The 23,623-nt window shown below is 56.9% G+C and carries 23 protein-coding genes; 6 read left to right on the forward strand and 17 right to left on the reverse strand.

All coding sequences use genetic code 11. The features are described 5' to 3' along the window. Nucleotides 1–4: 4 nt before the first annotated feature. The 3 genes from AC2FLB_RS09550 to AC2FLB_RS09560 form a co-directional block, all read right to left on the reverse strand. Nucleotides 5–1,210, reverse strand: coding sequence for a branched-chain amino acid ABC transporter permease (locus tag AC2FLB_RS09550; protein ID WP_142635754.1), 1,206 nt, complete (start codon nucleotides 1,208–1,210; stop codon nucleotides 5–7). A gap of 3 nt (nucleotides 1,211–1,213) precedes the next feature. Next, entirely contained in the window at nucleotides 1,214–2,245 is a 1,032-nt protein-coding gene (locus tag AC2FLB_RS09555) for a branched-chain amino acid ABC transporter permease (protein WP_142635752.1), read from the reverse strand. A gap of 96 nt (nucleotides 2,246–2,341) precedes the next feature. Further along, nucleotides 2,342–3,688 carry a substrate-binding protein gene (locus AC2FLB_RS09560; protein ID WP_142635750.1) on the reverse strand — a complete coding sequence of 449 codons (1,347 nt, stop codon included), beginning with the start codon at nucleotides 3,686–3,688 and terminating at the stop codon, nucleotides 2,342–2,344. 781 nt (nucleotides 3,689–4,469) lie between these two features. On the opposite strand from AC2FLB_RS09560, the gene AC2FLB_RS09565 reads away from it, so the two are divergent. Beyond that, complete coding sequence (locus tag AC2FLB_RS09565) at nucleotides 4,470–5,315, forward strand: helix-turn-helix transcriptional regulator (RefSeq protein ID WP_246097200.1); 846 nt, start codon at nucleotides 4,470–4,472, stop codon at nucleotides 5,313–5,315. Then, nucleotides 5,315–5,806 (forward strand): A24 family peptidase, encoded by a 492-nt coding sequence (locus AC2FLB_RS09570; protein ID WP_142635747.1) that lies wholly within the window; start codon nucleotides 5,315–5,317, stop codon nucleotides 5,804–5,806. Before AC2FLB_RS09565 ends, AC2FLB_RS09570 begins: the two co-directional genes overlap by 1 nt. Nucleotides 5,807–5,819: 13 nt before the next feature. Here AC2FLB_RS09570 and AC2FLB_RS09575 read toward each other — a convergent pair whose 3' ends face one another. The 9 genes from AC2FLB_RS09575 to AC2FLB_RS09615 all read right to left on the reverse strand — a co-directional run bounded on the left by AC2FLB_RS09575 (nucleotide 5,820) and on the right by AC2FLB_RS09615 (nucleotide 14,340). Then, a complete protein-coding gene (locus tag AC2FLB_RS09575; protein ID WP_142635745.1) occupies nucleotides 5,820–6,803 on the reverse strand; it encodes a type II secretion system F family protein in 984 nt (327 codons plus the stop codon). Between the two features lie 13 nt (nucleotides 6,804–6,816). Next, nucleotides 6,817–7,845: a type II secretion system F family protein gene (locus AC2FLB_RS09580; protein ID WP_142635743.1), complete on the reverse strand. Its 1,029-nt coding sequence runs from the start codon at nucleotides 7,843–7,845 to the stop codon at nucleotides 6,817–6,819. A gap of 11 nt (nucleotides 7,846–7,856) precedes the next feature. After that, nucleotides 7,857–9,254, reverse strand: a complete 1,398-nt coding sequence (locus AC2FLB_RS09585; protein ID WP_496691717.1) for a TadA family conjugal transfer-associated ATPase — start codon at nucleotides 9,252–9,254, stop codon at nucleotides 7,857–7,859. Nucleotides 9,255–9,302: 48 nt separating this feature from the next. Next, nucleotides 9,303–10,508 (reverse strand): CpaE/TadZ family protein, encoded by a 1,206-nt coding sequence (locus AC2FLB_RS09590; RefSeq protein ID WP_496691718.1) that lies wholly within the window; start codon nucleotides 10,506–10,508, stop codon nucleotides 9,303–9,305. Between the two features lie 11 nt (nucleotides 10,509–10,519). Continuing rightward, a complete protein-coding gene (locus AC2FLB_RS09595; protein WP_496709143.1) occupies nucleotides 10,520–11,158 on the reverse strand; it encodes a TadE/TadG family type IV pilus assembly protein in 639 nt (212 codons plus the stop codon). Continuing rightward, a complete protein-coding gene (locus tag AC2FLB_RS09600; protein ID WP_271948250.1) occupies nucleotides 11,155–11,646 on the reverse strand; it encodes a TadE/TadG family type IV pilus assembly protein in 492 nt (163 codons plus the stop codon). Before AC2FLB_RS09600 ends, AC2FLB_RS09595 begins: the two co-directional genes overlap by 4 nt. Further along, nucleotides 11,643–13,127, reverse strand: a complete 1,485-nt coding sequence (locus AC2FLB_RS09605) for a pilus assembly protein TadG-related protein (protein WP_496709144.1) — start codon at nucleotides 13,125–13,127, stop codon at nucleotides 11,643–11,645. Before AC2FLB_RS09605 ends, AC2FLB_RS09600 begins: the two co-directional genes overlap by 4 nt. 30 nt (nucleotides 13,128–13,157) lie before the next feature. Next, complete coding sequence (gene cpaB / locus AC2FLB_RS09610; protein WP_142635731.1) at nucleotides 13,158–13,985, reverse strand: Flp pilus assembly protein CpaB; 828 nt, start codon at nucleotides 13,983–13,985, stop codon at nucleotides 13,158–13,160. Nucleotides 13,986–14,148: 163 nt separating this feature from the next. After that, nucleotides 14,149–14,340, reverse strand: coding sequence for a Flp family type IVb pilin (locus tag AC2FLB_RS09615; RefSeq protein WP_496676410.1), 192 nt, complete (start codon nucleotides 14,338–14,340; stop codon nucleotides 14,149–14,151). A 381-nt stretch (nucleotides 14,341–14,721) separates the two neighbouring features. On the opposite strand from AC2FLB_RS09615, the gene AC2FLB_RS09620 reads away from it, so the two are divergent. After that, nucleotides 14,722–15,720, forward strand: coding sequence for a LacI family DNA-binding transcriptional regulator (locus AC2FLB_RS09620; RefSeq protein ID WP_496709145.1), 999 nt, complete (start codon nucleotides 14,722–14,724; stop codon nucleotides 15,718–15,720). On the opposite strand, the gene AC2FLB_RS09625 is transcribed toward AC2FLB_RS09620, so the two are convergent. Further along, nucleotides 15,721–16,854, reverse strand: coding sequence for a Gfo/Idh/MocA family protein (locus tag AC2FLB_RS09625; protein WP_496709146.1), 1,134 nt, complete (start codon nucleotides 16,852–16,854; stop codon nucleotides 15,721–15,723). A 37-nt stretch (nucleotides 16,855–16,891) separates the two neighbouring features. Then, on the reverse strand, nucleotides 16,892–17,995 hold the full coding sequence (locus AC2FLB_RS09630; protein ID WP_496706315.1) for a Gfo/Idh/MocA family protein: 1,104 nt from the start codon (nucleotides 17,993–17,995) through the stop codon (nucleotides 16,892–16,894). A gap of 126 nt (nucleotides 17,996–18,121) precedes the next feature. Here AC2FLB_RS09630 and iolC point away from each other — a divergent pair, with 126 nt between their 5' ends. From iolC to AC2FLB_RS09645, 3 genes are read left to right on the forward strand one after another with little or no spacing between them, the layout of a single operon-like run. After that, nucleotides 18,122–19,090, forward strand: coding sequence for a 5-dehydro-2-deoxygluconokinase (gene iolC / locus AC2FLB_RS09635; protein ID WP_271948662.1), 969 nt, complete (start codon nucleotides 18,122–18,124; stop codon nucleotides 19,088–19,090). A 9-nt stretch (nucleotides 19,091–19,099) separates the two neighbouring features. Beyond that, nucleotides 19,100–19,936, forward strand: a complete 837-nt coding sequence (locus AC2FLB_RS09640) for a 5-deoxy-glucuronate isomerase (protein ID WP_496709147.1) — start codon at nucleotides 19,100–19,102, stop codon at nucleotides 19,934–19,936. Beyond that, on the forward strand, nucleotides 19,933–20,772 hold the full coding sequence (locus tag AC2FLB_RS09645) for a class II fructose-bisphosphate aldolase (protein ID WP_496709148.1): 840 nt from the start codon (nucleotides 19,933–19,935) through the stop codon (nucleotides 20,770–20,772). Before AC2FLB_RS09640 ends, AC2FLB_RS09645 begins: the two co-directional genes overlap by 4 nt. A gap of 49 nt (nucleotides 20,773–20,821) precedes the next feature. On the opposite strand, the gene AC2FLB_RS09650 is transcribed toward AC2FLB_RS09645, so the two are convergent. The 3 genes from AC2FLB_RS09650 to AC2FLB_RS09660 are packed head-to-tail and all read right to left on the reverse strand — an operon-like array spanning nucleotide 20,822 to nucleotide 23,604. Then, nucleotides 20,822–21,580, reverse strand: coding sequence for an SDR family NAD(P)-dependent oxidoreductase (locus AC2FLB_RS09650; RefSeq protein ID WP_496709149.1), 759 nt, complete (start codon nucleotides 21,578–21,580; stop codon nucleotides 20,822–20,824). After that, nucleotides 21,577–22,383, reverse strand: coding sequence for a 5-deoxy-glucuronate isomerase (gene iolB, locus AC2FLB_RS09655; protein ID WP_496709150.1), 807 nt, complete (start codon nucleotides 22,381–22,383; stop codon nucleotides 21,577–21,579). Before iolB ends, AC2FLB_RS09650 begins: the two co-directional genes overlap by 4 nt. 39 nt (nucleotides 22,384–22,422) lie before the next feature. After that, nucleotides 22,423–23,604, reverse strand: coding sequence for a phytanoyl-CoA dioxygenase family protein (locus AC2FLB_RS09660; RefSeq protein ID WP_496700782.1), 1,182 nt, complete (start codon nucleotides 23,602–23,604; stop codon nucleotides 22,423–22,425). Between the last annotated feature and the right edge of the window lie 19 nt (nucleotides 23,605–23,623).

The raw sequence follows: 23,623 nt of genomic DNA on the forward strand, positions 1-23,623 counted from the left end.
CCCCTTATTCCGCTGGCTCGGTTTTGCCCTTCGGGGCATCATCGGCGCCCGGTTTCTTACGCTTGAACCAACCCATCAGCCGCTGACCACCTTCAACCAGCCCACCCGGCAGATAGATCACCACCAGCATGAACAGGATACCCAGCGTCAAATGCCAACCCTTGCCGATGAACGGATGGATCAGGAACACAACCGCGTCCTCAAGCCCATCGGGCAGGAAAGCGAACCAGCTGTGCAGAACATTGTCGTTGATCTTCGAGAAGATGTTTTCGAAATACTTGATAAAGCCTGCTCCCAGTACCGGCCCGATCAGAGTCCCTGTACCGCCCAGAATGGTCATCAGAACCACCTCGCCCGAGGCGGTCCATTGCATCCGTTCGGCCCCCGCCAGCGGGTCCATCGCGGCCATCAACCCCCCCGCCAGACCGGCATACATGCCCGAGATCACAAAGGCCGCCAGCGTGTAGGGTTTGGAGTTCAGGCCGGTATAATTCATCCGCTGCTGGTTGGATTTCACCGCCCGCAGCATCATGCCAAAGGGCGAGCGGAATATGCGGATAGAGAGATAGAACACGGCCATCATGATCACCGCACACAGGTAATAGCCCGCGTTAAAGTCAAAGCTCCAGGCACCCACATCCAACGTATAGGTCGCGCGCATGGGAATGCCGAACAGATGCGGTAGGTTCGGCGCGCTGGCCGATTGCAGGATCTGCGGATCGTCCGCATATACCTGCAAGCCGGTCTCACCATTTGTCAGGTTGAATTTTGGGTTCGAAAGCACCGAATAGGCCAGAGCAAAGCTCATCTGTGCAAAAGCCAGCGTCAGGATCGAGAAATAGATGCCCGACCGACGCAGGCTGACAAATCCGATCAGCAGCGAAAACACCCCGGCGACAAGAACGCTGAGCGCGATGGCCGGAACGACGTTATAGCTGAGCAGTTTGAACATCCACACTGCGGAATACGACCCCACCCCAAGAAAGGCCGCATGGCCAAAGGACAGGTATCCGGTCAATCCAAACAGAATGTTGAAGCCGATCGCAAAGATCCCAAAGATCACGAACCGCTGCATCAAATCGGGATAGCCCGCGTTGAACTGCGCCATGGCGCTGCCTTCAGGGAACGGGTTCAGGATAAAGGGCGCCAACAGGGTCAGTATGGCGACGATGATCAGCAGGCTGGTATCTCTCTTGTTCAGTCCCAACATGGCTTATTCCTCCATCACGCCTTTGCGCCCCATCAACCCGCGTGGACGGGTCAAAAGCACGATGATGGCGACAAGGTAGATGATGATCTGGTTGATGCCGGGGATCGTGGTCGTGGCCCAGGTGGTCGACGCAAAGCTTTCGAGCACGCCCAGCAGGAACCCGGCCAGAACCGCGCCCGGCAATGAGCCCATCCCCCCCACAACCACAACCACAAAGCTGAGAACCAGAAAGTCCATGCCCATGTGATAATTCGGGGGGTTGAGCGGCCCGTACATCACGCCTGCGAGGCCCGCGACCGCGGCCGCAATCCCGAACATGATGGTAAACCGCCTGTCGATATTTATCCCCAGCAGGCCCACCGTTTCACGATCTGCCATGCCAGCCCGCACGACCATGCCAAAGGTTGTGAATTGCAGGAACGAGAACACAGCTCCGATAATGCCAACGGCAAACCCGAAATAGACCAGCCGCCAGATCGGATAGATGATGGCGTTGGGATCGAATCCAACCATGATGCCAAGATCAACAGACCCACTCAGCATATCGGGGGGCGGGGTCTGGATCGGATTGGCACCGAAGAAATATTTGATGATCTCCTGCAGCACGATCGCCAGGCCAAAAGTCACAAGGATCTGATCCGCATGAGGGCGCTTGTAAAAATGTTTGATCAGCCCGCGCTCCATCACGTAGCCGACAAACAACATGATCGGGATCGCGAACAGGACAGCCAGAGGAACGGACCAATCTATGATTGACGCGCCAATCTCGGGGCCGAACCAGGCCTCAATATACGGGGTTTCAACCTTCAGCGGGTTGCCCAGAAAATCTTTCTGACTTTCATCAAGGGTCACGTAGCTCAAGTTAAAGAGTTTTTGCAAAGACACGGCGCAGAACGCACCAATCATGAACAGCGCCCCATGGGCAAAGTTCACAACTCCAAGCGTTCCGAAAATCAGCGTCAGGCCAAGCGCGATCAGCGCATAAGCCGACCCCTTGTCCAACCCGTTCAGAATTTGCAGAAGAATGGCGTCCATAGTCCCCACCTTTGGCCTGTCCAGTGGACTCCCCCATAGGTGGGAGAGCCCGTTTTCTAGGTCAGAGAATTTTCGTCGAAAATTCTCGCGCTTGTGTTACGCGCCCGGATTGCATTTACCCAGTTCGCCACCGGCAAACATCGGGTGCTCGGGATCGTATTCGACCTGCGCGCGTGGGGTGATCTCGACGATCTCCAGCGTGTCATAGGCGTTGGTCGGGTTCTCGTTGCCCCGCACCACCAGCACATCCTTGAAGCACTGATGATCCGCGCCACGATACCATGTCGGTCCGTTGCCCAGACCGTCGAACTCGAAATCTTCCAGCGCTTCGGCGACACCACAGGGGTTGAAGGTACCCGCCCGTTCACACGCATCCGCATAGAGCAGAACCTGCGCATAGCAGGTCTGAGCCGAATTGGACGGCGGCTTGCCGTATTTCTCACCAAAGGATTTCACAAAGGCCTTGGTGCCTTCGTCTTGCAACTGCCAGTTCCAGTTCATCGAACCCAGCACGCCCTTGATGTTCTCGCCAGCACCGGCAGCCATCAATTCGGAATACAGCGGCACGACAATCTTAAAGTCTTTGCCGTTGGCCACCTTGTCGAGCAGGCCGAACTGAATCGCATTGGTCAGCGAGTTCACCATGTTACCGCCATAGTGGTTCAGAACCAGCACATCCGCGCCCGAGTTCAGAACCGGCGCGATATAGGACGAGAAGTCCGTCGACGCGAGCGGTGTTTTGACCGTGTTGACCGTTTCCCATCCCAGGGCTTCGGTCGAGGCCACAATCGACTCTTCCTGAGTCCAGCCCCAGTTGTAGTCAGCGGTCAGATGATAGGCCCGGCGTTCACTGCCCATTTCGGCAGCAAGAACCGGCGCCAGAGCAGCGCCCGACATGTAAGCATTGAAGAAATGGCGGAAACCGTTCGCCTTCTTGTCCTTACCGGTCGTGTCGTTGGCATGGGTCAGGCCAGCCATGAAGATCACGCCCGCTTCCTGACACAGACCCTGAACTGCGACAGCCACGCCCGAGGACGAGCCGCCGTTGATCATGATCGCACCGTCTTTTTCGATCATCGACTTGGCCGATGCGCGTGCGGCGTCAGATTTGGTCTGGGTGTCGCCGGTTACGAACCCGACTTTTTTACCAAGAATCCCGTTCCCTTTCAGGGCCTTGGACGTAAAGGTGTTCAGGCAACCGCCATCGCCCTCACCGTTCAGATGCTCGACTGCAAGCTGCTGTGCCAGCAGTTCATCATTACCCTCTTCTGCATAAGGCCCGGTCTGCGGAACATTGAAACCCAATGTGACGGACGACCCAGAAGGTTCGTTAGTATATGCAGCAGCCGACGATGCGGTAAAAATCGTAGGTAGGGCCAGACCGGTACCGGCAACAGCACCAGACTTCAGCACGCCGCGGCGTGTGACAGATTTATTAGTCATTCATTCCTCCCAGTTCCCTGTTTTACGTCTGTTGGCTCCTCTTCCAGCAAACGATTGCGCAGGTTTACGCACCGCGAGTATGGCGGGGGTTCTGAAAATTTCTCAATAACCTATTCAAAAAGCAGCTATGTTATGTAAACAAATGAACACCTAGGTGCGGATTTTTGTAAATTTTCAAACATCTTATGCTTCTTAAGAGTTGAAATTAAAAGGTATTATTTGAAAACATGCGGGTGATCGCCATGCAGGCAGTGCCGCTCTGCTCGGCAAGCAAGAAGTTGTTGCTAAATCTACAAGAAGTTGTTGCTAAATCTAAAGGAGAGCCCGGGCCGTATGATACAGCTCAGATGGTCACCGGGACGAGCTGACTTCCCCTGGAGATCAAGCCGTTTGAACCTGGGTTCTCAAACCCGAAGCATCGTGCAAATCAAGAATTGTGACAAATTGAAAAACGCTTAATCCCTCCACGGCTGTATCGGTGAATACAGGCAACCGCCCGACCAACCGACGACCAAACAAGCGCAATAACCTTACAAAAAAGGCATAAACCACTACGCTTCACCCCGTATTCCGCGAATAGGTCAAAGAAATAGTCCGCGGATTTTGTGCAGTTTGTTTACTGAAACGCGACGAATTGATCGTACATAATTAGGTTAATGATTTTTTAGATGAGTTTTAGACGATTATATAGAACTATAGGAATGTAAAGAATCGGTAGGAGGTTGCGCACTCTTATATTGCAAATGCGCGTTTATGTTTGTTCGAGTACAGGTTGTTATCTATGGTCCGGGGGAATGCTCAGAGCGCTGCGTGGTTGCCAAACGCGCTTCATGCCAGAGCCATCATTAATTTCATTCATTGGAGCCAGGCAGGCGTCGTTCTTGATGCCGCGCTTGAAGGTATCGTCAAAGCATTTGGCGCCGATTGTGCTGTCATCAGCCGTGTGTGGCTGAACAAAGGGGCCCATCGTGTTGCCGCACGGGCTGACACACGGGATCCAAAATTCCAAAGACCATTGTTTCATTCTTTCGCCAACGACGCCCTCGGCCCGTTTCGGAACAAACCAAAACGCGCCTCGGTGTTTAGTCTGCGAGATGACGGGGCAGACCCCAGTGATATCTCCGCAGTTTTGTTGGATTGGATGTCGCACCGCAAGCTGGATGACATTCTGTTCATATGCCTGGACCATAACGGCGGCGAAATCGACTTTCTGGAACTTCATTTCGGGCAGAGTTCCGAACCCGGTTACCGCGAAGCCATTGAACAGGTGGCTCCGCAACTATCCGAGACCTATCAGGCCCGCCGAGCCGGACTGATCACTGAATCACTGTCTCGGCAATCAGTCACCGCACTCAGGAAATCATACAGTGAAGCACCTATTCTCAGCACCGAGAACCCAACGGGCCTGACCCGTGCCGAATGGCGTGTTTGCGTTCTTGTTTCACGCGGGCTGTCGCCCCAGTCCATTGGTGCCGAACTTGAGATCGGACCAGCGACAGTTCGCACGCATCTCAAGCATATCTATTCAAAAACGGCGCTGGACACCTTCCACATGCTGGCCCGGCGCTTGGTATCGGTAGAAGAACGCGAGGCCCTTTTTGGGAAACCTGGCCAGGCACGTGCTTGATGCCTGAACTGGACTGGCAGTCCTGGCTGACATTGTGGGTATTCACACCGCTGTTCGTAATGATCGCCTGGACGGATTTCACCCAAATGCGCATCCCTAACCTGTACTGCCTGCTGGGCGGTGCAGTCGTGCTTGTGACCGCGCCGTTTCCGGATTGGAACCAACTGCTGCTGCGCCTTCTTGTGGCCGCAGCGTGTTTTGCGATTTGTTTCGGTCTGTTTGCTGCGGGTTGGCTTGGCGGCGGCGACGCCAAGATATTGCCAATCGTATTTGCCGCAATTCCGGTCCCGGTCGTATCGACCTATCTGCTAATACTGGCAGGCTGCATGGCAGCGGGGCTGATCGGAATGTCGCTGTTTCGGCGCCTCGCCCGACAAACTTCCCCGCATATCAAGTCGACCGCCCAGTCGCGCGAATTTCCTCTTGGAATCGCTATCGGATCATCCGGGGTGATCCTAGCAATCTGGTCGGCTACTGCGCTTTGGTTCTGACCATGTCAGCGTCTTAGGGGCCAAACGCATCCATATAACGGATCACGATCGGGGCCAGGATCAGCCCAGCGATTGCAGGCAGCATAAAACTGGCCATAACCGCCGACATTTGGACAGGCAACTTATTGGCCTTTTCCTGTGCCCGCACCTCGCGCAGTTCACGCATTTCTTCGGCATAAGTGTTCAAAGCCGCAGCCAGGGGAACGCCAAACCGGGTCGATTGCAGCACAACGCTTACGAATGAGCTCATTTCCTCGATACCTGTTCGACGCGCCATACGCATCAGCGCGGTATCTCGGTCGCGCCCTGCCTGAATCTCGGAAAGCGCAATCAGCATCTCTTCGGACATTTCCGGCGCGACAAGCTGCATTTCGACCGCCACTTTCAGTAAGGCCTGATCAAAACCGAGGCCAGCCTCGATACCGATCTGAAGCAGATCCAGCATGTTCGGAAACGCATTTTCCATCAGACGCTTGCGCTCTTTGATCCGGGCGCCCATCCATAACTGCGGTATGAGATACCCGATCCCGCACAATACGCCGACATTCCGGATAATCTCGAACGCGTTCAGGCTGGACGTATATTCCGCGATCCGCGCACCCAAGTTGTTTGCCGGTTGCCAGGACATCAGGAAGAGGAAGGCCAGCGGCAGGAACGTCGCCAGCCCCAAACGGATAAGATAGAAATTCACGATTGCGTTTTTGCTACGAAATCCGGAACGCGCCAACACTTGCCCAACTTCGAAACGTACACTGGCATCGCTGGGTATCAGGGCCGCACTCAACCCTGTCGGCGCTTCGCCCTCGACTTTTTCAGGAACTGCCCGTGACAAAGCCTGACGTGGTCGGCTTGACACCATGCGCTCTGCGGCTGTGGACCGTTCGCTAAGCGAGGACGAGATACCAAGAAACGCTACGACCGCACCTATCAGCACACAACCCAGAACCAGGATCTGCGTTGATAATTCGCTATCAAAAATCGAACTCAAATACTCCATCGAATACGCCTCTTCAAATCCGGAAATTCACAAGCTTGAACATCACAATCGCGTTCAGGACGATGGTCACGGCGATAACGCTCATGACTGGCACAAAGGCCGGAGAGTCCGCGACATCGCCATAATATGTGGGCGTCATGATGGTCATGAACACGGCAATGCCAACGGGAATGGATGACAAGATATATGCTGTCATGCGGCCTTCGGCCGAGATGGCCTTGACCTTGCGACGCAATGACATGCGCGCTCGGATCACGCGAGCCAGCGTGCGCAAGATGCCGGCCAGGTCGCCACCTGTGCCGTGCTGCATCATCAGCGCAACAGCTAGATATTGGATATCTTCTTCATCGATGCGGTCAGCCATGCTTTTGATCGCAGTTGTCAGTTCTTCGCCATAAGAGACCTGATCAACGACCAGCCCAAACTCGGTTCCAATCGGGTCAGGCATTTCTTCGGCGACACTTTGTAAGGTTGTGTTCAGTGGGTGCCCCACCTTCAATCCACGGGACATCAGGTCCAGCGCATCGGGCAACTGCTTGATCAACGCCGCCTTGCGCTTGCGCAACGTCACACCCAACGCAACCAGTGGCGCAATCAGGAAAACAAGGGCGCAGGTGGGGACCACTTTCAACGGATCAGCCACCATAGACCCACCAATGGCCGAGATCAGAAAGGCTGCGCCACAACCGGCCAGAAACATTTCGGGAACCATGTTCAGGCCCGAAACCTTCAACGCCAGAGGCAAATCCCCCACCAGCGGGAAACTCCGCAACAGTGGCTTGGCTTCCTGCGGTTTCAACAGGCTGAGGACATCCTCACCCGACTTCCCCTCGGACAGCATCTGAATTCGGCGGTTGATCGCCTCTTCGCGGTTTTCGCCACGCCGCATAAACTGACGCAGCCCTTCAAAAGCAATCAGCGCACCCAGGAAAACCGCAAGCGCAAGAACAAACCTGACATCGAACCCGGCAACTTCCATTTCCGGGCCGATCAGGTTGTTGATGTTCAAATTGGCCAGATATGACCTGATTTTCTCGAACATCCCAGACCTCCTTAGTTGAACTTGACGGTGGACAGGTCGACCCCGGCAGCCGCCAGTGCATCACTGGATTTTGGTCGAATTCCCGTGGGCATGAACCGGCCCAGAACCTTGCCGTTTTCATCCTTGCCTTCGCGCTTGAAGACAAAGATGTCCTGCATGGTGATGATGTCGCCTTCCATTCCAGTCACTTCCGAGATCGAAGTAACCCGGCGCGTCCCGTCTGACAGTCGGTTCAACTGAAGCACAAAGTGGATGGCCGAAGCGATGGTGGCCCGGATCGCCGAATGCGGCAGCTCCATCCCGCCCATCTGTACCATCTGCTCGACCCGAGACAGCGCATCGCGTGGACTGTTGGCATGAACGGTCGTCATCGAACCGTCATGGCCGGTATTCATCGCCTGCAGCATGTCGAAGGCCTCTGATCCGCGCACCTCGCCGACCACAATACGGTCAGGGCGCATCCGCAGCGCATTGCGGACAAGATCACGCTGGGCCACAGCGCCGGTCCCGTCCAAACCGGCTGGGCGGGTCTCCATGCGGAGAACATGTTCCTGCTGCAGTTGCAGTTCAGCAGCGTCTTCGATGGTCACGACCCGTTCGTTGCCGCCGATATAGGAAGACAAGGCATTCAGCATCGTCGTTTTACCTGATCCGGTTCCTCCGGAAATCAGGACATTCATCTTTGCCTCGACCAGACCGCGCAACAACGCCGCGGCACTGTCATTCAATGCATCGTTCTTAACCAACCGCTCCATCGTCAGCGGTACGCGTGCGAATTTACGGATCGACAAGGCCGGCCCGTCCAGCGCGCAGGGCCGAATGATCGCGTTTACACGGCTGCCATCCTCAAGCCGCGCATCCACCCAGGGTTGGCGTTCATCGATACGACGGCCGACACGACTGACAATCTTGTCGATGATCCGCAGCAAATGACGTTCATCCCGAAAACGGGCCGAGGTTTTTTCCAGAATACCCGAACGTTCGACGAAAATCTGCTTGTGACCGTTCACCAGAATATCGTTGATCGAAGGGTCGGCCAGCAAAGGCTCCAGTGGCCCAAGCCCAAGCACCTCGTGCATCAGTTCTTCGACCAAAAGCTTGATTTCCTCGGACCGCATGGCCCGGCCCTCGGACCGCAACAGATCAGTTGCGTGTTTGCCGATTTCGCCCCGCAATGTGTCTTCTTCGACCTTGTCGATCACAGCCAGATTCAGCTTATCAAGCAACGAGTTGTGCATCCGGGCCTTGAGGTCAATACGGTCCATCTCGCGCTCGCGCTCCATGGCACGGCGTTCGGCGTTCTTGACCTCGATATCAGCAACATTTCCGTTCGGCTGTTTCGTGTCCAACGGCACAACTTTTGGGGATTGGGATGTTGTGCGACCCGTTCTGTCAAATTCACGAAACATTCTGCTTTACCTTTTACTTAACTAATCTTCACATCTTCGGACTTCGATTTACTGTTTGCCCACGCGTGGCGGCAGAGAAACTGTGGTTTCCTGCGCGATGCGGCGGATGGCCCGTGTCAGAGGCGCCCGATTTGAGACCTCTTGCAGAGGTACGCCCCGGTCCACGCATTCACGAACGGTTCGCTCATCCTTGGGAACCCAGTGGGCGAAATCCTGTTCCAACAACTTTGCCGCTGCGCGGTGGTGCGCGGCCGGGATCAGGGGTTTCTTTTCCAGGCTCGCAACCAGCTGGATTTCCAAGGCCGGGTTTTCGGCGTGATAGAAATCCATCAATTTCCGCGCTGACCGGATCGAAGGTACCGCGACATCTGTCACCAAAAGCAGCCGGTCGGCTTGGGACAAAACCGGCGTGATCCACTCGACCAGAGCTCGCGGCAGATCAATAATCACATAATCATGGCTGCGCTTAAGGCTGTCCAAAATGGCCGAGATCTGTTCTTCATTAATGGCACTGAGAGGACCAAAGCGCGACGGTGCAGCCAGAACATCAACCCCACAGGGGGATTTGGTCATGGCCTGTTCCAGAAAGGCGCCATCGGGAATGCTCTCATCCATCGCCATCCGCCACATGGCGTCACTTTCCTCAACATCCATCAGGGCGGCAATAGATCCGAACTGAAAATCCAAATCGACAACCGCGACTTCGTTGGCGGCTTTCTTCTTGAAGAACCCTTCCTTGGCCTGTAGCTCGTTGGCCAGATTGGCAGCGACGATAGACGATCCAACCCCACCACGGGATTTGGCCACGGCGATCACTTTGCCCAGGGTTGCTTGACCGCCCCACACGGCCGGCAACTGCGCTTGACGGCGGGCCCGGATTGCGTCCACCTGCGGCACAATTTCCTCGTCGATCCACTTTCTCGGAAGAACGTCGTCGACACCAAGCTTTTTCAGCTGGCGCGCCTTTTCCAAGGGCAGATCCTCGTGGGCCAACGCAATGATGATCGCATTTGGCATACGGGCATCACAGATTTTCCGTGCGGTTTGCAGTAGGTCCCCGGAATTCTCATCCACATCGAACAGAACAACATCATGCTCTGCAGTCAGCGAGATCGCAGAGCCGTTTACCCCCGCAACGGTGTCCTGACGACCGGTGAACCGGCAGTTCGCCTGCCCCCGCAACGAGCCTTCTATGGCCGAGTAAATCTGCTCGTCCGGTGAAATCAACAATACTGAAATCTGCTTGGCACTCATTATGTTTCTCCTTACTCACTCGCCCCGGCCGCCAGATCTTCGGCGGGAACCGATGTGCTCATCGCGGGAAGAGAAATACTGTTGGGGGTATTTGACGCAGGTGTTGTGCCGTTCGACGCAAGAGCGGCAAGACCGGCGATTGGCATCATGAAGTTAAAGTTTACGTTAACAAGTTCGGCGGTAACGACCGGCGTGTATGGCCCCCCTAAAAATCCAAGGCGCGCGTCATGCGAATATCCGATCTGTACGTTGGCGGCAGTCGTTCCCGGTGGCAGCAACATGCGGATATCATTCCAGACACGTGCGCCGTAATCCGTCGCGGTATTCAAAGGGCAAGGCGCAGGCAGGGCAGGCACGGCACAGACATTGCCACTGCGGCAGAGCACCCCAAATTTCGTACTTGTAGGAGCGCCGCTTGCCAGCGTGTGCTCGGTCGGCAACGCGCCGCAAAGCGGAGGCCCAAGAGTTGCCAGCCGGGATGCTTTTTGCATCGCCTTCTGCGCCATGGTAGTCGACCAGAACAACCGGCCATAATCCACAATGCCGAACATCAGCAACAGGAACAGTGGAATGACCATCCCCAATTCGACCAGGGCAGCGCCACGCTCCTGATGCCGGAAGGTCCGCAGGATATGCGACAACCGGGTCATACGCCGAACACCCGGCTCTGATCCGAAATCACCGTGTCAAGCGTGCTAACAGCCCCGCCGAACAAGCCCAGAACATTGCCCAGGATAAAATCAATCTGGATTTTCGCGGTCACTTCGACCACTGAGGTCGGGTCAATACGATAGCTGCCAGACCGCGATATGCAGGTCGGGGTTACATCCACCAGCGTTGTTCCGACCGGCAAATGCGCCCCACCGCCCAGTCGGTTGGCTACAATATCTGTGGCCATTGCATCATAGCTTGCGACGCCGCCCGCGCTGCATAGATCCAGCGGTGCGATGCGAGCGATCATGCGTGACGCATCCCGTACGCCGGCAGATGTCGCCTGATGTATCCAGGTGATCCGGCTGCCCTCGATGATCACAACAAAGAACAGCAAGATAACCGGCAGAACCATGGCGAACTCGACCATCGGCGCGCCAGACTCGCAGCGCTGAAAGCGTGAGAGGAAGCGACCCAGCGGCTTCATCGGTACAGCCTCACAACATCGCGGAAAATGCCATCAACGGCACTGCCGCCAACTCCGCCGCCAACCTGTTTGACCACCTCGACGAAGATGTCAAAATCCGAACCTGTGGATTCTTCAAGTGGCTGAAACAGAAAGACTTTTACGAATTCCTTGACCGGCACATCGGTGGCCCGCCCGGAAACCGGGTTCGCGGTGCAGTCAATCGCTGCGGCGATGAACGTACGCCGCTCGGGGTCGGTGCTGGGCTGGCTTGAACATTGGGCGCGGCCGGTCTCGTCCCGTCCGGTGACGATATCGCCTGACCCGGCCCGGCTGACCTCATCCAGATATACCTGATACCGGGTGTTTCCTGTCGGTGCACCCTGCGCATGCGGTGTCAGCGTACCGTCCGGTCCAACGCCATAATTCATAAGATTGTAAGCCGCTTGCCCTGACGTCCAGTTGCCATTGCCAAAACGGCTGCCGTTGCAAAGACCACTCACCGGGTCAAAGCAATCATCCGGCGGCATTGGAATAGTATTGGTCGACAGGTCCGGGTTGTTTTTCACACAGCCCCCGCCGGAATGGTCCCAGCCTGAAATCACATTTGGACCCGGCGCATAGTCTGGATCGTTCTTCAGTTGGTTCATGGTCGCCTGGAACATATCGAACCGCGAATTGTAGATCGCGCTGCCAATCCCGTTCCGCTGACCGGGTTCGGTGTCGACACCGCGCTGAGACACGCATTTGGTCAGGTTCCCATTCGCAGCAATGAGGCAGATATACAGCTTTGAGCCGGTCAGACCGGCGCATGGTCCGTTTGGATTGATCCCGATATCCGTTGGATCTAGAAATCCGAAATTCCCCGGCCCCCAGGCTGAGTTGTTGCCGCCAGTACGCAATTTGATGGAAGCGCCGATATTGGCGCTGGAGGTCCAGCCCGACGGGATACAGAACATCAACGGCGTTACGTCACAGGCATATGCTGAATACCCAGCGATCGAGACTGAATTCACCTCTCCGGACGGGCTGGCGACACCCAGTAAGCTGGCCAGCGATCGGCCAAAAGGCAGGAAAACAGTCCGTGGTGTCGCGGTCACCTCGACCAAGACGGCACGCGCCGGGTCTGTCGTCACAAAAGGCGTAACCGAGTCGTTATCGTCTGGGTCTGCCGCCGGAGTAGGCAATCCGGTCAGAAAGCGAAGCGAAAAATCCGCTGAAGTTCCAAGGCTTTGGCTGCCATCCGCGAAAAACTGTTCGTCGTCGATCATGCCGGATGCCGCAGCTGTTGCACGGGTGATGGCGTCAGCATTGCCATCCAGCTCTCCTGCGGCGGCAAGCGCCACGTGGTCGGTATAGGCTTGCAGGTCAGTTTGGGTAGAGGCGATACGCCCCAGATCAAAAGTCAGTGCAGCCATTCCGATCATGACGACCATGAACATGCCGACAAAAACCAGAATTGTGCCGTCTTCTTTATCCCTGATTTTGCGTAGCGAAGTCATATCAACCTCCCTCGAAAGACCAACCTGACCTCAGTTCACCGGCTCAGTTGTTGCACTGGTGTTCCCAAAGACCTGAATTTCCTGAACGTCGGTTGCCCCACGGCGAACTTTCACAATCGGCCTGGGCGTACCCTCTTCTAGCGGTGATTTTTCAAGGAGGATGTCGCTGAGGCGAACCGCTTCCAGCGGCTTATCCTCTTCTGTTTGCAGAGACCGCAGAGACAGACTGAGCTGCCCGGCCTTCTGCGCCAGAGCCAACTTCTGACCTTCATCCGGGGTGACCTCGATCGTAACCGTGCGGGCAATGCCCGGTTGGTCAAGCTCTTCATCCGCGGTTTGGTCCACGCCGATGACCCGGATATTCTGCAGGATCGTCACTGCACGCAGTGTATCATTGGTGCCGCGGGTCAGAACAATGTCGACAAAGTCGCCAGGCGTTACAAATCCGCCTACCCCTGTCTGCGCGTCGACATTGATCGCCATCGCGCGGTTATTCTCGCCAATCGTCTGAACGATTGTCACTTTTTCACCAAAATCGGAAACTTTCGAGGTCAAAAGAATTTCACCCTGCGCCAAAGCGCGCTTGGCCCGGCGAGGTTCTATGCCTGCGGCGGGCAGGACATCATCAAAGCTTGTAAAAACACCTGCAGGCACAGATGCAGTAGGCCAATCAATGGTCGTCAGCTTGTGCCCTTCGATCGGCGTTCCGAACGCGATATCTTCGGCCACGGCCACAACACGAACTATGGTTGGTTCACCCGCTGACTGATTCCTTCGGATCTGATCCTGCGCCAGAATGACTGCGCCACCCGCCAAACCTATTCCCAGGAAAGTCATCAAAAATGATTTAATACGCATGGTATCCTCCAATTCCCGGGAAAACTCAGGATAATTACTTAATTGGGCCTGACTGGCCAAACAGACCGCTTATGCAAATCAAAGGTGGTCTGGTAGGAAACTGACGCCCCACGCTTGCGAGTGGGAAGTCAGATTTTTAATGCTAGAAAAATCGGCCCGCCGTTTAAGGGGTTGTTGTCCGCTTGGCTGCCGAGTTTGCATCACTAAAGTTGCTGCTGGTCGTGCCAGCCAAATTGGTCAGAATTGTCCCGCCGACGACAATCGCAACAAACAGCGCGATGCCATATTCAACAAGGGTCGCGCCGCGCTCGTCTTTGCGTAGCTTCAGAAATACTTTGCGAATTCCATTCAACATTACTTGAACTCCAGACTGTTTTACCAAAGTGCGAAATCCCGCACTGACACGAGGAACACACCCCCGTTAACTAAATCGTTACTGATGAGGCGGTGCCGAAACCTCCCCACAAACGAAAAGAAATTCCCGCTTAGGGCGAATTTTCGATCATTTTGGGCGGAAATGTGTCAAATCGCGGACCGATTTACGGTGCGCGACGGCAGATTTACCTGATCTCCCGTCAGAAAGAATCGATTGGTGAGAAGCTGCTCGGGGTCAATAAACCGGGCCCCGCGTCAAACGAGCAATCATTTGCAACCGATTGCAGCCACCAGACTAACTGGCTTAGTATCACGACATGAAAATGTCTGTCATCCCACCTTTCTTCTGCAGGTACGAAACATGAGCGTCACCCTAAAAGACGTCGCAGCTCTGGCCGGGGTGTCGCGCTCTGCCGTGTCGCGCACCTTTACCGAGGGTGCCTCGGTTTCGGCAAAAACCCGAAGCAAGGTGGAAAAGGCCGCGGCGGAACTGGGTTACAGCCCAAACGCCCTGGCCTCGTCCCTGACCACGGGGCGGACAAAACTGATTGGGTTGATCTCGAACAACTTTCACAACCCGATTTTCCTTGAAGTCTTCGATCAATTCACGCGCGCCTTGCAGGAACGCGGTTTGCGCCCGTTGATCGTGAACCTGACCGATGAGACCGAGCCTGCCAATTCCGTTCGGATGCTGCGCCAGTATTCTGTTGACGCTGCCATCGTGGCCTCTTCGACCCTGCCGCCAAGTTTCGCCAAGGCGTTTCACGATGCCGGTGTTCCGGTTGTGCATACGTTCGGGCGCTCGGCGACCTCACCAGAGGTACATGTCGTCGGGATCGACAATGTCGAATGTGGTCGCATGGCAGCCCGCGAGCTGCAGGCGCGGGGCTATCGGCGTGTTGGATATCTGGGCGGGCCAAAGGATGCGACCTCGGCCATGGATCGCTATCAGGGCTTTATGGAAGAGGCCGAAAAGCACCCTGGTCTTGAGGTCACATACTCTTTCGCCGGGGCCTATTCATTTGAGGCGGGGCGCGCGGAAATGCTGGATCTGCTAAAGGGTCAACCAGCCGAAAGCTATTTCTGCGGCGATGACATTCTGTCCGTCGGTGCGCTGTCCGCCCTGTCGGATCACGGGCTTAAACCGGGCAAGGATATCGGGATCATCGGCCTGAATGACATGGAGATGTCGCGTTGGGAAAGCGTAAATCTGACAACCATCCACCAACCGATCAAGCAAATCATCACCTCGTCTGTGGATCTGGTGGAAGAAATGCTGAAAGACCCCGAGCGTTATCCCGAGGCCCGCATTTTCCCCTGCCGCGTAGTCGAAAGGGGCACGCTGCGCTCCCGCGCCTAGTCAGCGGAACATAGGGGGGCGCGCATCCTTCCAGGCTCCGTCTTCATTGCCCGACGCAACGGCAGCATGGACCGCTGCGATAGACCGCACCCCATCCGCTGCGCCTGGCAACCCGTCGCGGGTTTCGCCACGAATGGCATCGGCCAGATCGCAATAGATGTTGGCCACAGCCAAGGGAAACCCTTCAGGATGTGCGATGGCCACCCGCGACAGGCGCTGGGCGTCCTCGTACAAGCCACCTTCGCCCTTTTCAATGATCTGTGTGCGGCCGCCGACCGGTGTATAGAGCAACTGGTTGGGCTGTTCCGAGGTCCAGCGCAGACCGCCGGTTTCACCGAAGACCTGAATGTCGAACCCATGTTGGCGCCCGATCGCAACGGACGAAGTCCACAAGCGCCCGACGGTGCCACGCTCTGTCCGGAAGTTGACCATGGCATCATCCTCCAGCACGCGGCTTGAGATGGTCGAGGCCATGTCGGCGGACAGCGACGTGACCTCATCATCGCAAATGAAGCTGGCCATATGCAGCGCGTGTATACCGCAATCCGCGAACTGCCCCGAGACACCGGCCATCGCCGGATCATACCGCCAGCGCACGCGTGGATTGTCGGCGTCAGTGGCATCCCCGTGGTGGCCGTGGCTGAAATTCGTCACGACCAGACGCACCTTGCCGATATCCCCGACCCTCACCATTGCACGTGCCTGGCGCACCATCGGATAAGCCGAATAGCAATAATTCACGGCGCATAGCTTGCCCGATGCTTCGGCGATGCGCACGATCTCTTCGCCTTCGTCCACGGTCATCGTCATCGGCTTTTCGCACAGAACGTTAAAACCCGCTTCGAGATAGGCCTTGGCAATTTCAAAATGGGTCGAGTTCGGTGTCGCGATGGTAACCAGATCGATGCGGTCGCTACGGTCTTTTTCACCGGCTAGCATCTCTTGCCAGTCGCCATAGGCGCGATCAGTTGCAACGCCCAAACGCTGTGCATATTCACGTCCCACGTCGGGGCGGTGGTCCAACGCTCCGGCAGCGAACTCAAACAGCCCATCGGCCTGTGCGCCAAGGCGGTGCGCAGGGCCAATCTGGCTGCCTTCACCGCCACCGATCATGCCCCATTTCAGCTTAGTCATGGTCTTAGTCTCTCTTTGGAAATTGGGTGGTGAGCTTTCAGAAATCGCTGATATCTGTCCATTGCCGCCCGTCTGACGATGCCAATGCAGCCGCCAGAACGCGGTTCACCTCGTGCCCATCGCGGAAGGTGGGCCAGATATTCTGCCCAGAATGGATGGCCTGCAGGAAATCCTTGGCCTCGATAATGATCTGATCCTGATATCCTGTGCCGTGCCCCGGACCCTGGCAAAAAGGTTCGTAATCCGGGTGCGCAGGGCCTGTCAGGATCTTGGTAAAACCGCGTGCAGCTTCGGGACCTTCGCGGCGATACAGCCACAAGGCATTCTGGTCCTCCTGATCGAACCGGATCGCACCTTTGGTACCCGAGACTTCATAGGCGTAGCCCATCTTGCGACCCGTTGCGACACGGCTGAAATAGAGGTTGCCCATGACCCCGCTTTCAAAACGGCACATCATCTGCGCGTGATCATCATTGGTAACTTCGCCGCCGGGGCGATGCCGGTGCACCGTCTCCACATCGGCCATAACCTGAGTGATCGGCCCGATCAGCGCCAACGCACCATTCACCATATGCGGAGCAAGATCGCCGATGGTTCCATTGGCCATTCCCGTTGTGCGCCAGGTTGCTGGGGCCTCGGGGTCGGCATAGAAATCCTCGGTATGTTCGCCACGGAACCATGTGACCTGACCGATTTCCCCTTCAGCAATAAGCTGACGCGCATATTGGCTAGCGGGCGTACGGATATAGTTGAACCCGACCATGTTGATTGCACCTGTGGCCTCGGCTGCCGCCACCATCGCGCGGCTGTCGTCCAAGGACGCCCCCAAGGGTTTTTCGCACAGCACCGGTTTACCAAGGGCAAACGCCGCCTCAGCGATTTGACGGTGTGTCGATTGAGGTGAGGCGATCACAATGGCCTCGACCTTTGGATCCTCGACCAGCATGCGCCAGTCATCGGTGGCGCGCTGGAACCCGTAGGCGGCGCGATAGACTTCCGCGCTTGCAGATGTCGAGGCACAGATCACCTCAAGCCGCGGGCGCAGCGCGGTGTCGAACACCGCACCTACCGCTGACATCGCGACGGAGTGGGCCTTGCCCATATAGCCGCCGCCAACAATTCCAATTCCAATTTCAGGCATCTGCCGCGGCCTCGCACATATCATTTGCAACCGGTTGCAAAATCAGTATCGTGTGAATCGATTCAACGCAAGGATCAACACACCTTGCCGACCCTTTTCGCCGGAGGAAATGACGTGACCGCTTTGATGGACGGTATCAAAGGAAACCGCTTTGGCGTCTTGGGTCGTGCGGGCATGGACCTGTTTGCCGATCCCATCGGCGAGAAAAGTGAGGATGCCGACGCGTTCCGGGCCGATCTGGGCGGTTCATCGGCAAATATATGTGTGGGTCTGGTCAAGCTGGGCAGTCAAGCGTCGCTGATCACCTCGGTATCTGACGACGCGGTCGCGCGGTTCTGCCTGAACCGGCTGGCGCATTACGGCGTCGATACGTCCAACATACGGGTTGTAAGGGGCGAATACCGCATGTCGCTGGCAATCTACGAAAGCCGGACAGAAGATTTCCAGAATGTCATCTACCGCAATGGCGCAGTCGATTTCCAAGTCACCGAAGAGGATATGGACCAGGTAGATTTCAGCTCCTTCTCGGCTGTGATCTCGGCCGGAACCGTCTTTGCGGCCGAGCCTTCGCGCAGCGCCACATTCCGGGCCATCGACACGGCCCGCAAGGCCGGTGTGCCCGTAATTTTTGACATAGACTATCGCCCTTACAGTTGGCCCTCACCCGAAGTCGCGTCCGAGGTCCTGTCCCGCGCCGGTGACGCCAGTGATCTGATCGTAGGCAATGACGAAGAATTCGGTTTCATGGCGGGCGGGATAAACAAAGGGTTTGCCAAGGCGCAGGAACTGGCGGCCAAACCAGGCCGCGTGGTGATCTATAAAATGGGTGAAAAAGGCGCCATCACGCTGATGGACGGGCAGGAATTTCAGACAGGCATCTATCCGGTGACTGCCGTCAAGCCGAATGGCGCAGGTGACAGTTTCATGGCCGGGTTACTGGCCTCGGTTGCAGCGGGGTACTCGCTGAAGGACGCGGTGATGCGCGGTTCGGCCTGCGCCTCGATCGTCGTGTCTCAACCCGGCTGCGCGCCCGCTATGCCGACCACCGAACAGCTGGACACGTTTCTGGCCACCCATCCCGGCCCCACGGCATAGGAGATCCCAATGCATATCGCCCCCTATGAGAACCAGAACAAACCCATCGTGGATGCCGATGACCCAATGGTGCCCCTGAACTATTTCAACATCGTCAAACTGAAACAGGGCGAGGCGTTCGAATATCAAGTGCCGGGGTATGAGACCTGCATCGTCCCGGCCACAGGTACGGTCGATGTGGATGTCGAAGGCGTGCAATTTGCCATACTGGGCAACCGAGGAGAGGATGTCTGGGATGGAGAGCCAGAGGGCGTTTATGCACCCGTTGGCGCCAAGGTGCAGATCGTCTGCGCCTCGGACCACACCGAAGTCTTCATCGCGGGCGCCAGATACGACAAGGTGCTGGACCCGTTCGATGTCCGCCAGCACGATCTGGTGCAATACGGCAGCGACGACACCAAAACCCACCGCAAGATCAAGCACATCCTGGGCCAGAAACAGCATGACAAGGTGGGCCGTCTGCTGGTGAGTGAGTTGTACACCGTGGGTCAGGGGGGATGGTCGGGGTTTCCCAGCCACAAACACGATACCAACCGGTTGCCGGATGAAACCCGCCATGACGAGACCTATAATTTCCGTTTCAAACCCAACTGGGGCTCGGGCCTGCAGATGCTGCAGCGCGAGGATAACGAACCGGGCGACGCCTATCATATCATGGACGGATCGACCGTCTGTATCGACAAGGGTTATCACCCCTGCTGCGTCCTGCCGGGGTATGAGATGTACTATTTCACGATCCTCGGCGGCCTGACCCAACGCTCGCTGGTCCAGTATTTCCAGCCCACCCATGCCTATCAGATCGAAACCATACCGGGCATCAAAGACATGATTGCAAAATTCAAATGACCCTCGCCACACTGAAAGACGTTCTGCAACCTGCCTATGATCAGGGCTATGCCGTCGGTGGTCTGGTGACCCTGGGCTGGGAAGACATGCGCGCTTATGTGGCCGCTGCCGAAGCTGAGAACGCGCCCGTGATCCTGCAGGCCGGTCCCAGTTGTCGCGAGCACACACCCCTGCCCATTCTGGGCAAGATGTTCCGCTATCTGGCCGAGAATGCCTCGGTCCCGGTCGTCGCCCATCTGGATCACGGATATACGTTCGAGGATTGCAAGATCGCGTTGGACAGCGGCTTTACCTCGCTGATGTTCGACGGGTCGCGCAAACCCTTGCAGCAGAATATCAACGAGACTGCGGCCATTGCCGAGATAGCCCATGCGGCCGGGATTTCATGCGAGGGAGAGATCGGCTTTGTGGGGTATTCCGGTGGCGAAGGCTCAAATGGTACCGACCCCGAGGAAGCCGCGAAGTTTGCACGCGAAAGCGGCGTCGACGCGATGGCGATTTCGGTTGGCAATGTTCACTTGCAGCAAAACAAAGAAGGTGGCCTGGATGAGGCGCGTATCGCCGAAATCGATGCCGTGACCGAAGTGCCTTTGGTCATTCATGGCGGGTCCGGTGTGCCGGTAGAGCAGCGTATGAAGCTGGCGCGCGAGACCTCGATCTGCAAGTTCAACATAGGAACCGAGCTGCGTATGGCATTCGGAAATGCCATGCGTGAAGCCGTCAATCGTGATCCTGAACGGTTTGACCGCGTCACGATCCTGAAGGAAACGCACGACCCGGTTGAGGCAGCTGCCCGCACCGTGATCCGTGCCTTTGGCGCCCCGCCGCAGCATTAGGGCGTCAAGTTACCAGTCGACCGGAAGCGCATCGCCAAGCGGCATCACCTCAGATCGAGCCGCCTTCGACCATGAAGTTCCCCGCGCTGCACATGGCCGCGTCGTCCGAGGCCAGAAACAGGACCATGCGCGCCACATAGACCGGCTCAATCGGGTCCGGCAGACATTGACGATCCACCTGCTTGGCCAGCGCCTCGGGTGTCACCCATAACTCTTTTTGCCTCTCCGTCATGATCCAGCCCGGAACTACCGTGTTCACCCTGATGCGATGGTCGCCCAACTCGCGCGCCATGGTACGGGTCAGGCCATGAACGGCAGATTTGGCGGTGGCATAGGCCGGGAATCCCGCCCCGCATTCCCACCAGGAATTCGAGCCCAGGTTGACGATGGCCCCCTTGCCCTTAGCGATCATGCCCGGGGCCACCGACTGGATGGCAAAGAACATATGGCGGATATTGGTGGACATTCGGTCATCCCAATACTCCGGCGTCACCTCGCGCCAGTCGTGGCGTTCGTCATGGGCGGCGTTATTGACCAGAACATCCGCCTCGCCCAGCGCGGCGACCAGCCGCTCGAACGCGGCCTGCAATGCCTCAATGTCGCGCAGATCGCATTGGGCAAAGGCATGCTGCCCGTCCAGTTCCGCCAATAGCGCTTGGCCCGCATCTGCGTTCAGATCAACAAACCCGACCCTGGCCCCCTGGGCGGCAAAGGCGCGAACCGTTTCGGCGCCGATCCCACCGGCCCCGCCGGTGATAAAAACTGTTCTTCCCGCAAGACCGGGGTAATTCGCAAAATTCGCGCTCATGCGTCACGCTCCATGATCCATTCTACTTCGGGGGCGGCTACAAAGCGCCATTTCCGCAACGGGCCGGCCATGACGTTCAGGTAGTACATCTCAAACCCATAGGGCGCACCGCAGGGATGATGCCCGCGCGGGACGATCACGACATCGCCATCAGATACAGCCATAGCCTCGTCCAGATCGCCATCATCGGTATAGACCCGCTGAATGCCGAACCCGTTCGAGGGGTTCAGACGGTGGTAATAGGTCTCTTCCAGATAGGTTATGCGAGGAAAGTCATCTTCATCATGGCGATGGCTGGGGTAGGAGGACCAGTGGCCATTGGGCGTGAAGACCTCGGTCACCAGCAGGCTGTCAGCGACGTCTTCGGCCTCCATCGCGATATTGTTGATATAGCGGGTATTCACACCCTTCCCGCGTACGGTCAGTGTGATGCCACCCGGCCCGACCCGTCGCGCCGGGTGGCCACCTGTGCCGGGGGCTGAACACACGGCCACAACACAATCGGTTTCCGCCACGGCCTGCCAATCGGTTCCGTTGGGCAGGTACAGACAATGCGGCGGCGTCTTTTCAAAGACATCCATGCGGTCACCCAGCACACCCCAATCCTGCCCGGCCCCGGTGATATGCGCCTTGCCCTCGACCATGACCAGTATGACCTCATTGTCACCGGTTTCTTCGGTCGCCCTGTCGCCTGCGCGTAGGTGGTAAAGACCGAACCCGACATAACGCCATCCCGCAGAGGCAGGGGTGATGTCATGCACCTTGCCATAGGGGCCGCGTGGTTTCCTGAGCAGGTTGGCCATGGGGCCTCCTTTCTGGGCGCGCCGGCCCGGTTCGTAACGTCAGGCGGATTGTCGGGTTTTCAACGCCGAAAGTGCCGAGGTCAGTTGCTCTGGCGTCCATTCTTCGGCGACCGCACGCCGCAAGATATCCGCCTGGCTTTCCGGAGCATTACCGCCAATCGGGGGATCTGTGTCCAGATTTGTCGGAAACGGATAGCCTTCGGCAGTCGCCGCGATGGCCGCGTCCAGCTCGGACCCAGTCAGCTCGCCGCTTCGCTTCAAGGCCACCAGTGACGGCAGTACGGCCAGCGCCATGGACCGGCGGTCGATGGCCTCCATCGCACGACCAAAAGCGGATGAGATCTGCAACAAGTTCGCCATACGGTCGATATCCGTGCTGCGGTTCTCGCCGGCCGAGTGGAACAGCGCGGGGTTGAAGAATACCGCGTCGCCTTTGTTCAACGGCACCTGAACATAGCTCTTCTCAAAGTGGTCCCTGTGCGCGGGGTCGTGAAAGCCAATATATCCGGCTGGATATAGCTGTGAAAACGGCAACAGTTTGGTGGGCCCGCTTTCCACCGGCATGTCACAATGTGCCACTGCCCCCTGCAAGGTCAGCGCCGCCGTCAGCAGATGTGCATGCACAGGGTACCGGGCAGCGCTTTCAGCGGTCTGAAAGCCCAGATGGTAGTCCCTATGCGCCTGCTGTGCCTTGCCGCTGGGGCGGACCTGATTGACCTGAGCCGTGACCTGATAGTTCGGCCCCAGCCATGCCTCGCAGGCGGTGGCAACAGCAGCGTTGCCGAAGTATTTTGAGAAACCTTCCGGATCGCGCAGGCAGTGCTTTTGCAGCGCATTCCAGATCCGGTCATTCGCACCCGAGGCGGCAAAATGATCACCCTCGCCTTCGCCGCTTTGGCGTTCCTCGTCGATGATCTGCCGAAAAACCTCGGTCGCCCGGTCGATCACCGACAGATCCTGATAGGCCCCTTTCAGCGCGATCACCCCGGCGGATTGGTTCAGCACATGGCCCCATTCCGCCATCAAAGCGCGCCGTTGCCCTGTATCTTCCAGCGCGGGACGCAGGGCATTCATGTCATAGACGGGGACGTTCTTTTCGATCATCGCGGCCTGCGGAACCATGTCCGAGGTCAGTTTCCGAGAGGTCAACACCTTGAATTCGTCCAGATCACAGGATTCCCGGTCAAAATACCCGACATATCCAATTCTTTGACTTACCATGATTTTCTCCTTCTTCATG

Source organism: Ruegeria sp. CDSA236 (genome assembly GCF_059611285.1).

Coding starts and splice junctions, on each gene's coding strand:
- AC2FLB_RS09645 (WP_496709148.1), top strand. CDS start 19,933: ATGACCCTCGCCACACTGAAAGACGTTCTGCAACCTGCCTATGATCAG.
- AC2FLB_RS09560 (WP_142635750.1), bottom strand. CDS start 3,688: ATGACTAATAAATCTGTCACACGCCGCGGCGTGCTGAAGTCTGGTGCT.
- AC2FLB_RS09620 (WP_496709145.1), top strand. CDS start 14,722: ATGAGCGTCACCCTAAAAGACGTCGCAGCTCTGGCCGGGGTGTCGCGC.
- AC2FLB_RS09590 (WP_496691718.1), bottom strand. CDS start 10,508: ATGAGTGCCAAGCAGATTTCAGTATTGTTGATTTCACCGGACGAGCAG.
- AC2FLB_RS09615 (WP_496676410.1), bottom strand. CDS start 14,340: ATGTTGAATGGAATTCGCAAAGTATTTCTGAAGCTACGCAAAGACGAG.
- AC2FLB_RS09550 (WP_142635754.1), bottom strand. CDS start 1,210: ATGTTGGGACTGAACAAGAGAGATACCAGCCTGCTGATCATCGTCGCC.
- AC2FLB_RS09660 (WP_496700782.1), bottom strand. CDS start 23,604: ATGGTAAGTCAAAGAATTGGATATGTCGGGTATTTTGACCGGGAATCC.
- AC2FLB_RS09585 (WP_496691717.1), bottom strand. CDS start 9,254: ATGTTTCGTGAATTTGACAGAACGGGTCGCACAACATCCCAATCCCCA.
- AC2FLB_RS09630 (WP_496706315.1), bottom strand. CDS start 17,995: ATGCCTGAAATTGGAATTGGAATTGTTGGCGGCGGCTATATGGGCAAG.
- AC2FLB_RS09570 (WP_142635747.1), top strand. CDS start 5,315: ATGCCTGAACTGGACTGGCAGTCCTGGCTGACATTGTGGGTATTCACA.
- AC2FLB_RS09650 (WP_496709149.1), bottom strand. CDS start 21,580: ATGAGCGCGAATTTTGCGAATTACCCCGGTCTTGCGGGAAGAACAGTT.
- AC2FLB_RS09580 (WP_142635743.1), bottom strand. CDS start 7,845: ATGTTCGAGAAAATCAGGTCATATCTGGCCAATTTGAACATCAACAAC.
- AC2FLB_RS09605 (WP_496709144.1), bottom strand. CDS start 13,127: ATGACTTCGCTACGCAAAATCAGGGATAAAGAAGACGGCACAATTCTG.
- cpaB (WP_142635731.1), bottom strand. CDS start 13,985: ATGCGTATTAAATCATTTTTGATGACTTTCCTGGGAATAGGTTTGGCG.
- AC2FLB_RS09625 (WP_496709146.1), bottom strand. CDS start 16,854: ATGACTAAGCTGAAATGGGGCATGATCGGTGGCGGTGAAGGCAGCCAG.
- iolB (WP_496709150.1), bottom strand. CDS start 22,383: ATGGCCAACCTGCTCAGGAAACCACGCGGCCCCTATGGCAAGGTGCAT.
- iolC (WP_271948662.1), top strand. CDS start 18,122: ATGGACGGTATCAAAGGAAACCGCTTTGGCGTCTTGGGTCGTGCGGGC.
- AC2FLB_RS09575 (WP_142635745.1), bottom strand. CDS start 6,803: ATGGAGTATTTGAGTTCGATTTTTGATAGCGAATTATCAACGCAGATC.
- AC2FLB_RS09600 (WP_271948250.1), bottom strand. CDS start 11,646: ATGAAGCCGCTGGGTCGCTTCCTCTCACGCTTTCAGCGCTGCGAGTCT.
- AC2FLB_RS09565 (WP_246097200.1), top strand. CDS start 4,470: ATGGTCCGGGGGAATGCTCAGAGCGCTGCGTGGTTGCCAAACGCGCTT.
- AC2FLB_RS09640 (WP_496709147.1), top strand. CDS start 19,100: ATGCATATCGCCCCCTATGAGAACCAGAACAAACCCATCGTGGATGCC.
- AC2FLB_RS09555 (WP_142635752.1), bottom strand. CDS start 2,245: ATGGACGCCATTCTTCTGCAAATTCTGAACGGGTTGGACAAGGGGTCG.
- AC2FLB_RS09595 (WP_496709143.1), bottom strand. CDS start 11,158: ATGACCCGGTTGTCGCATATCCTGCGGACCTTCCGGCATCAGGAGCGT.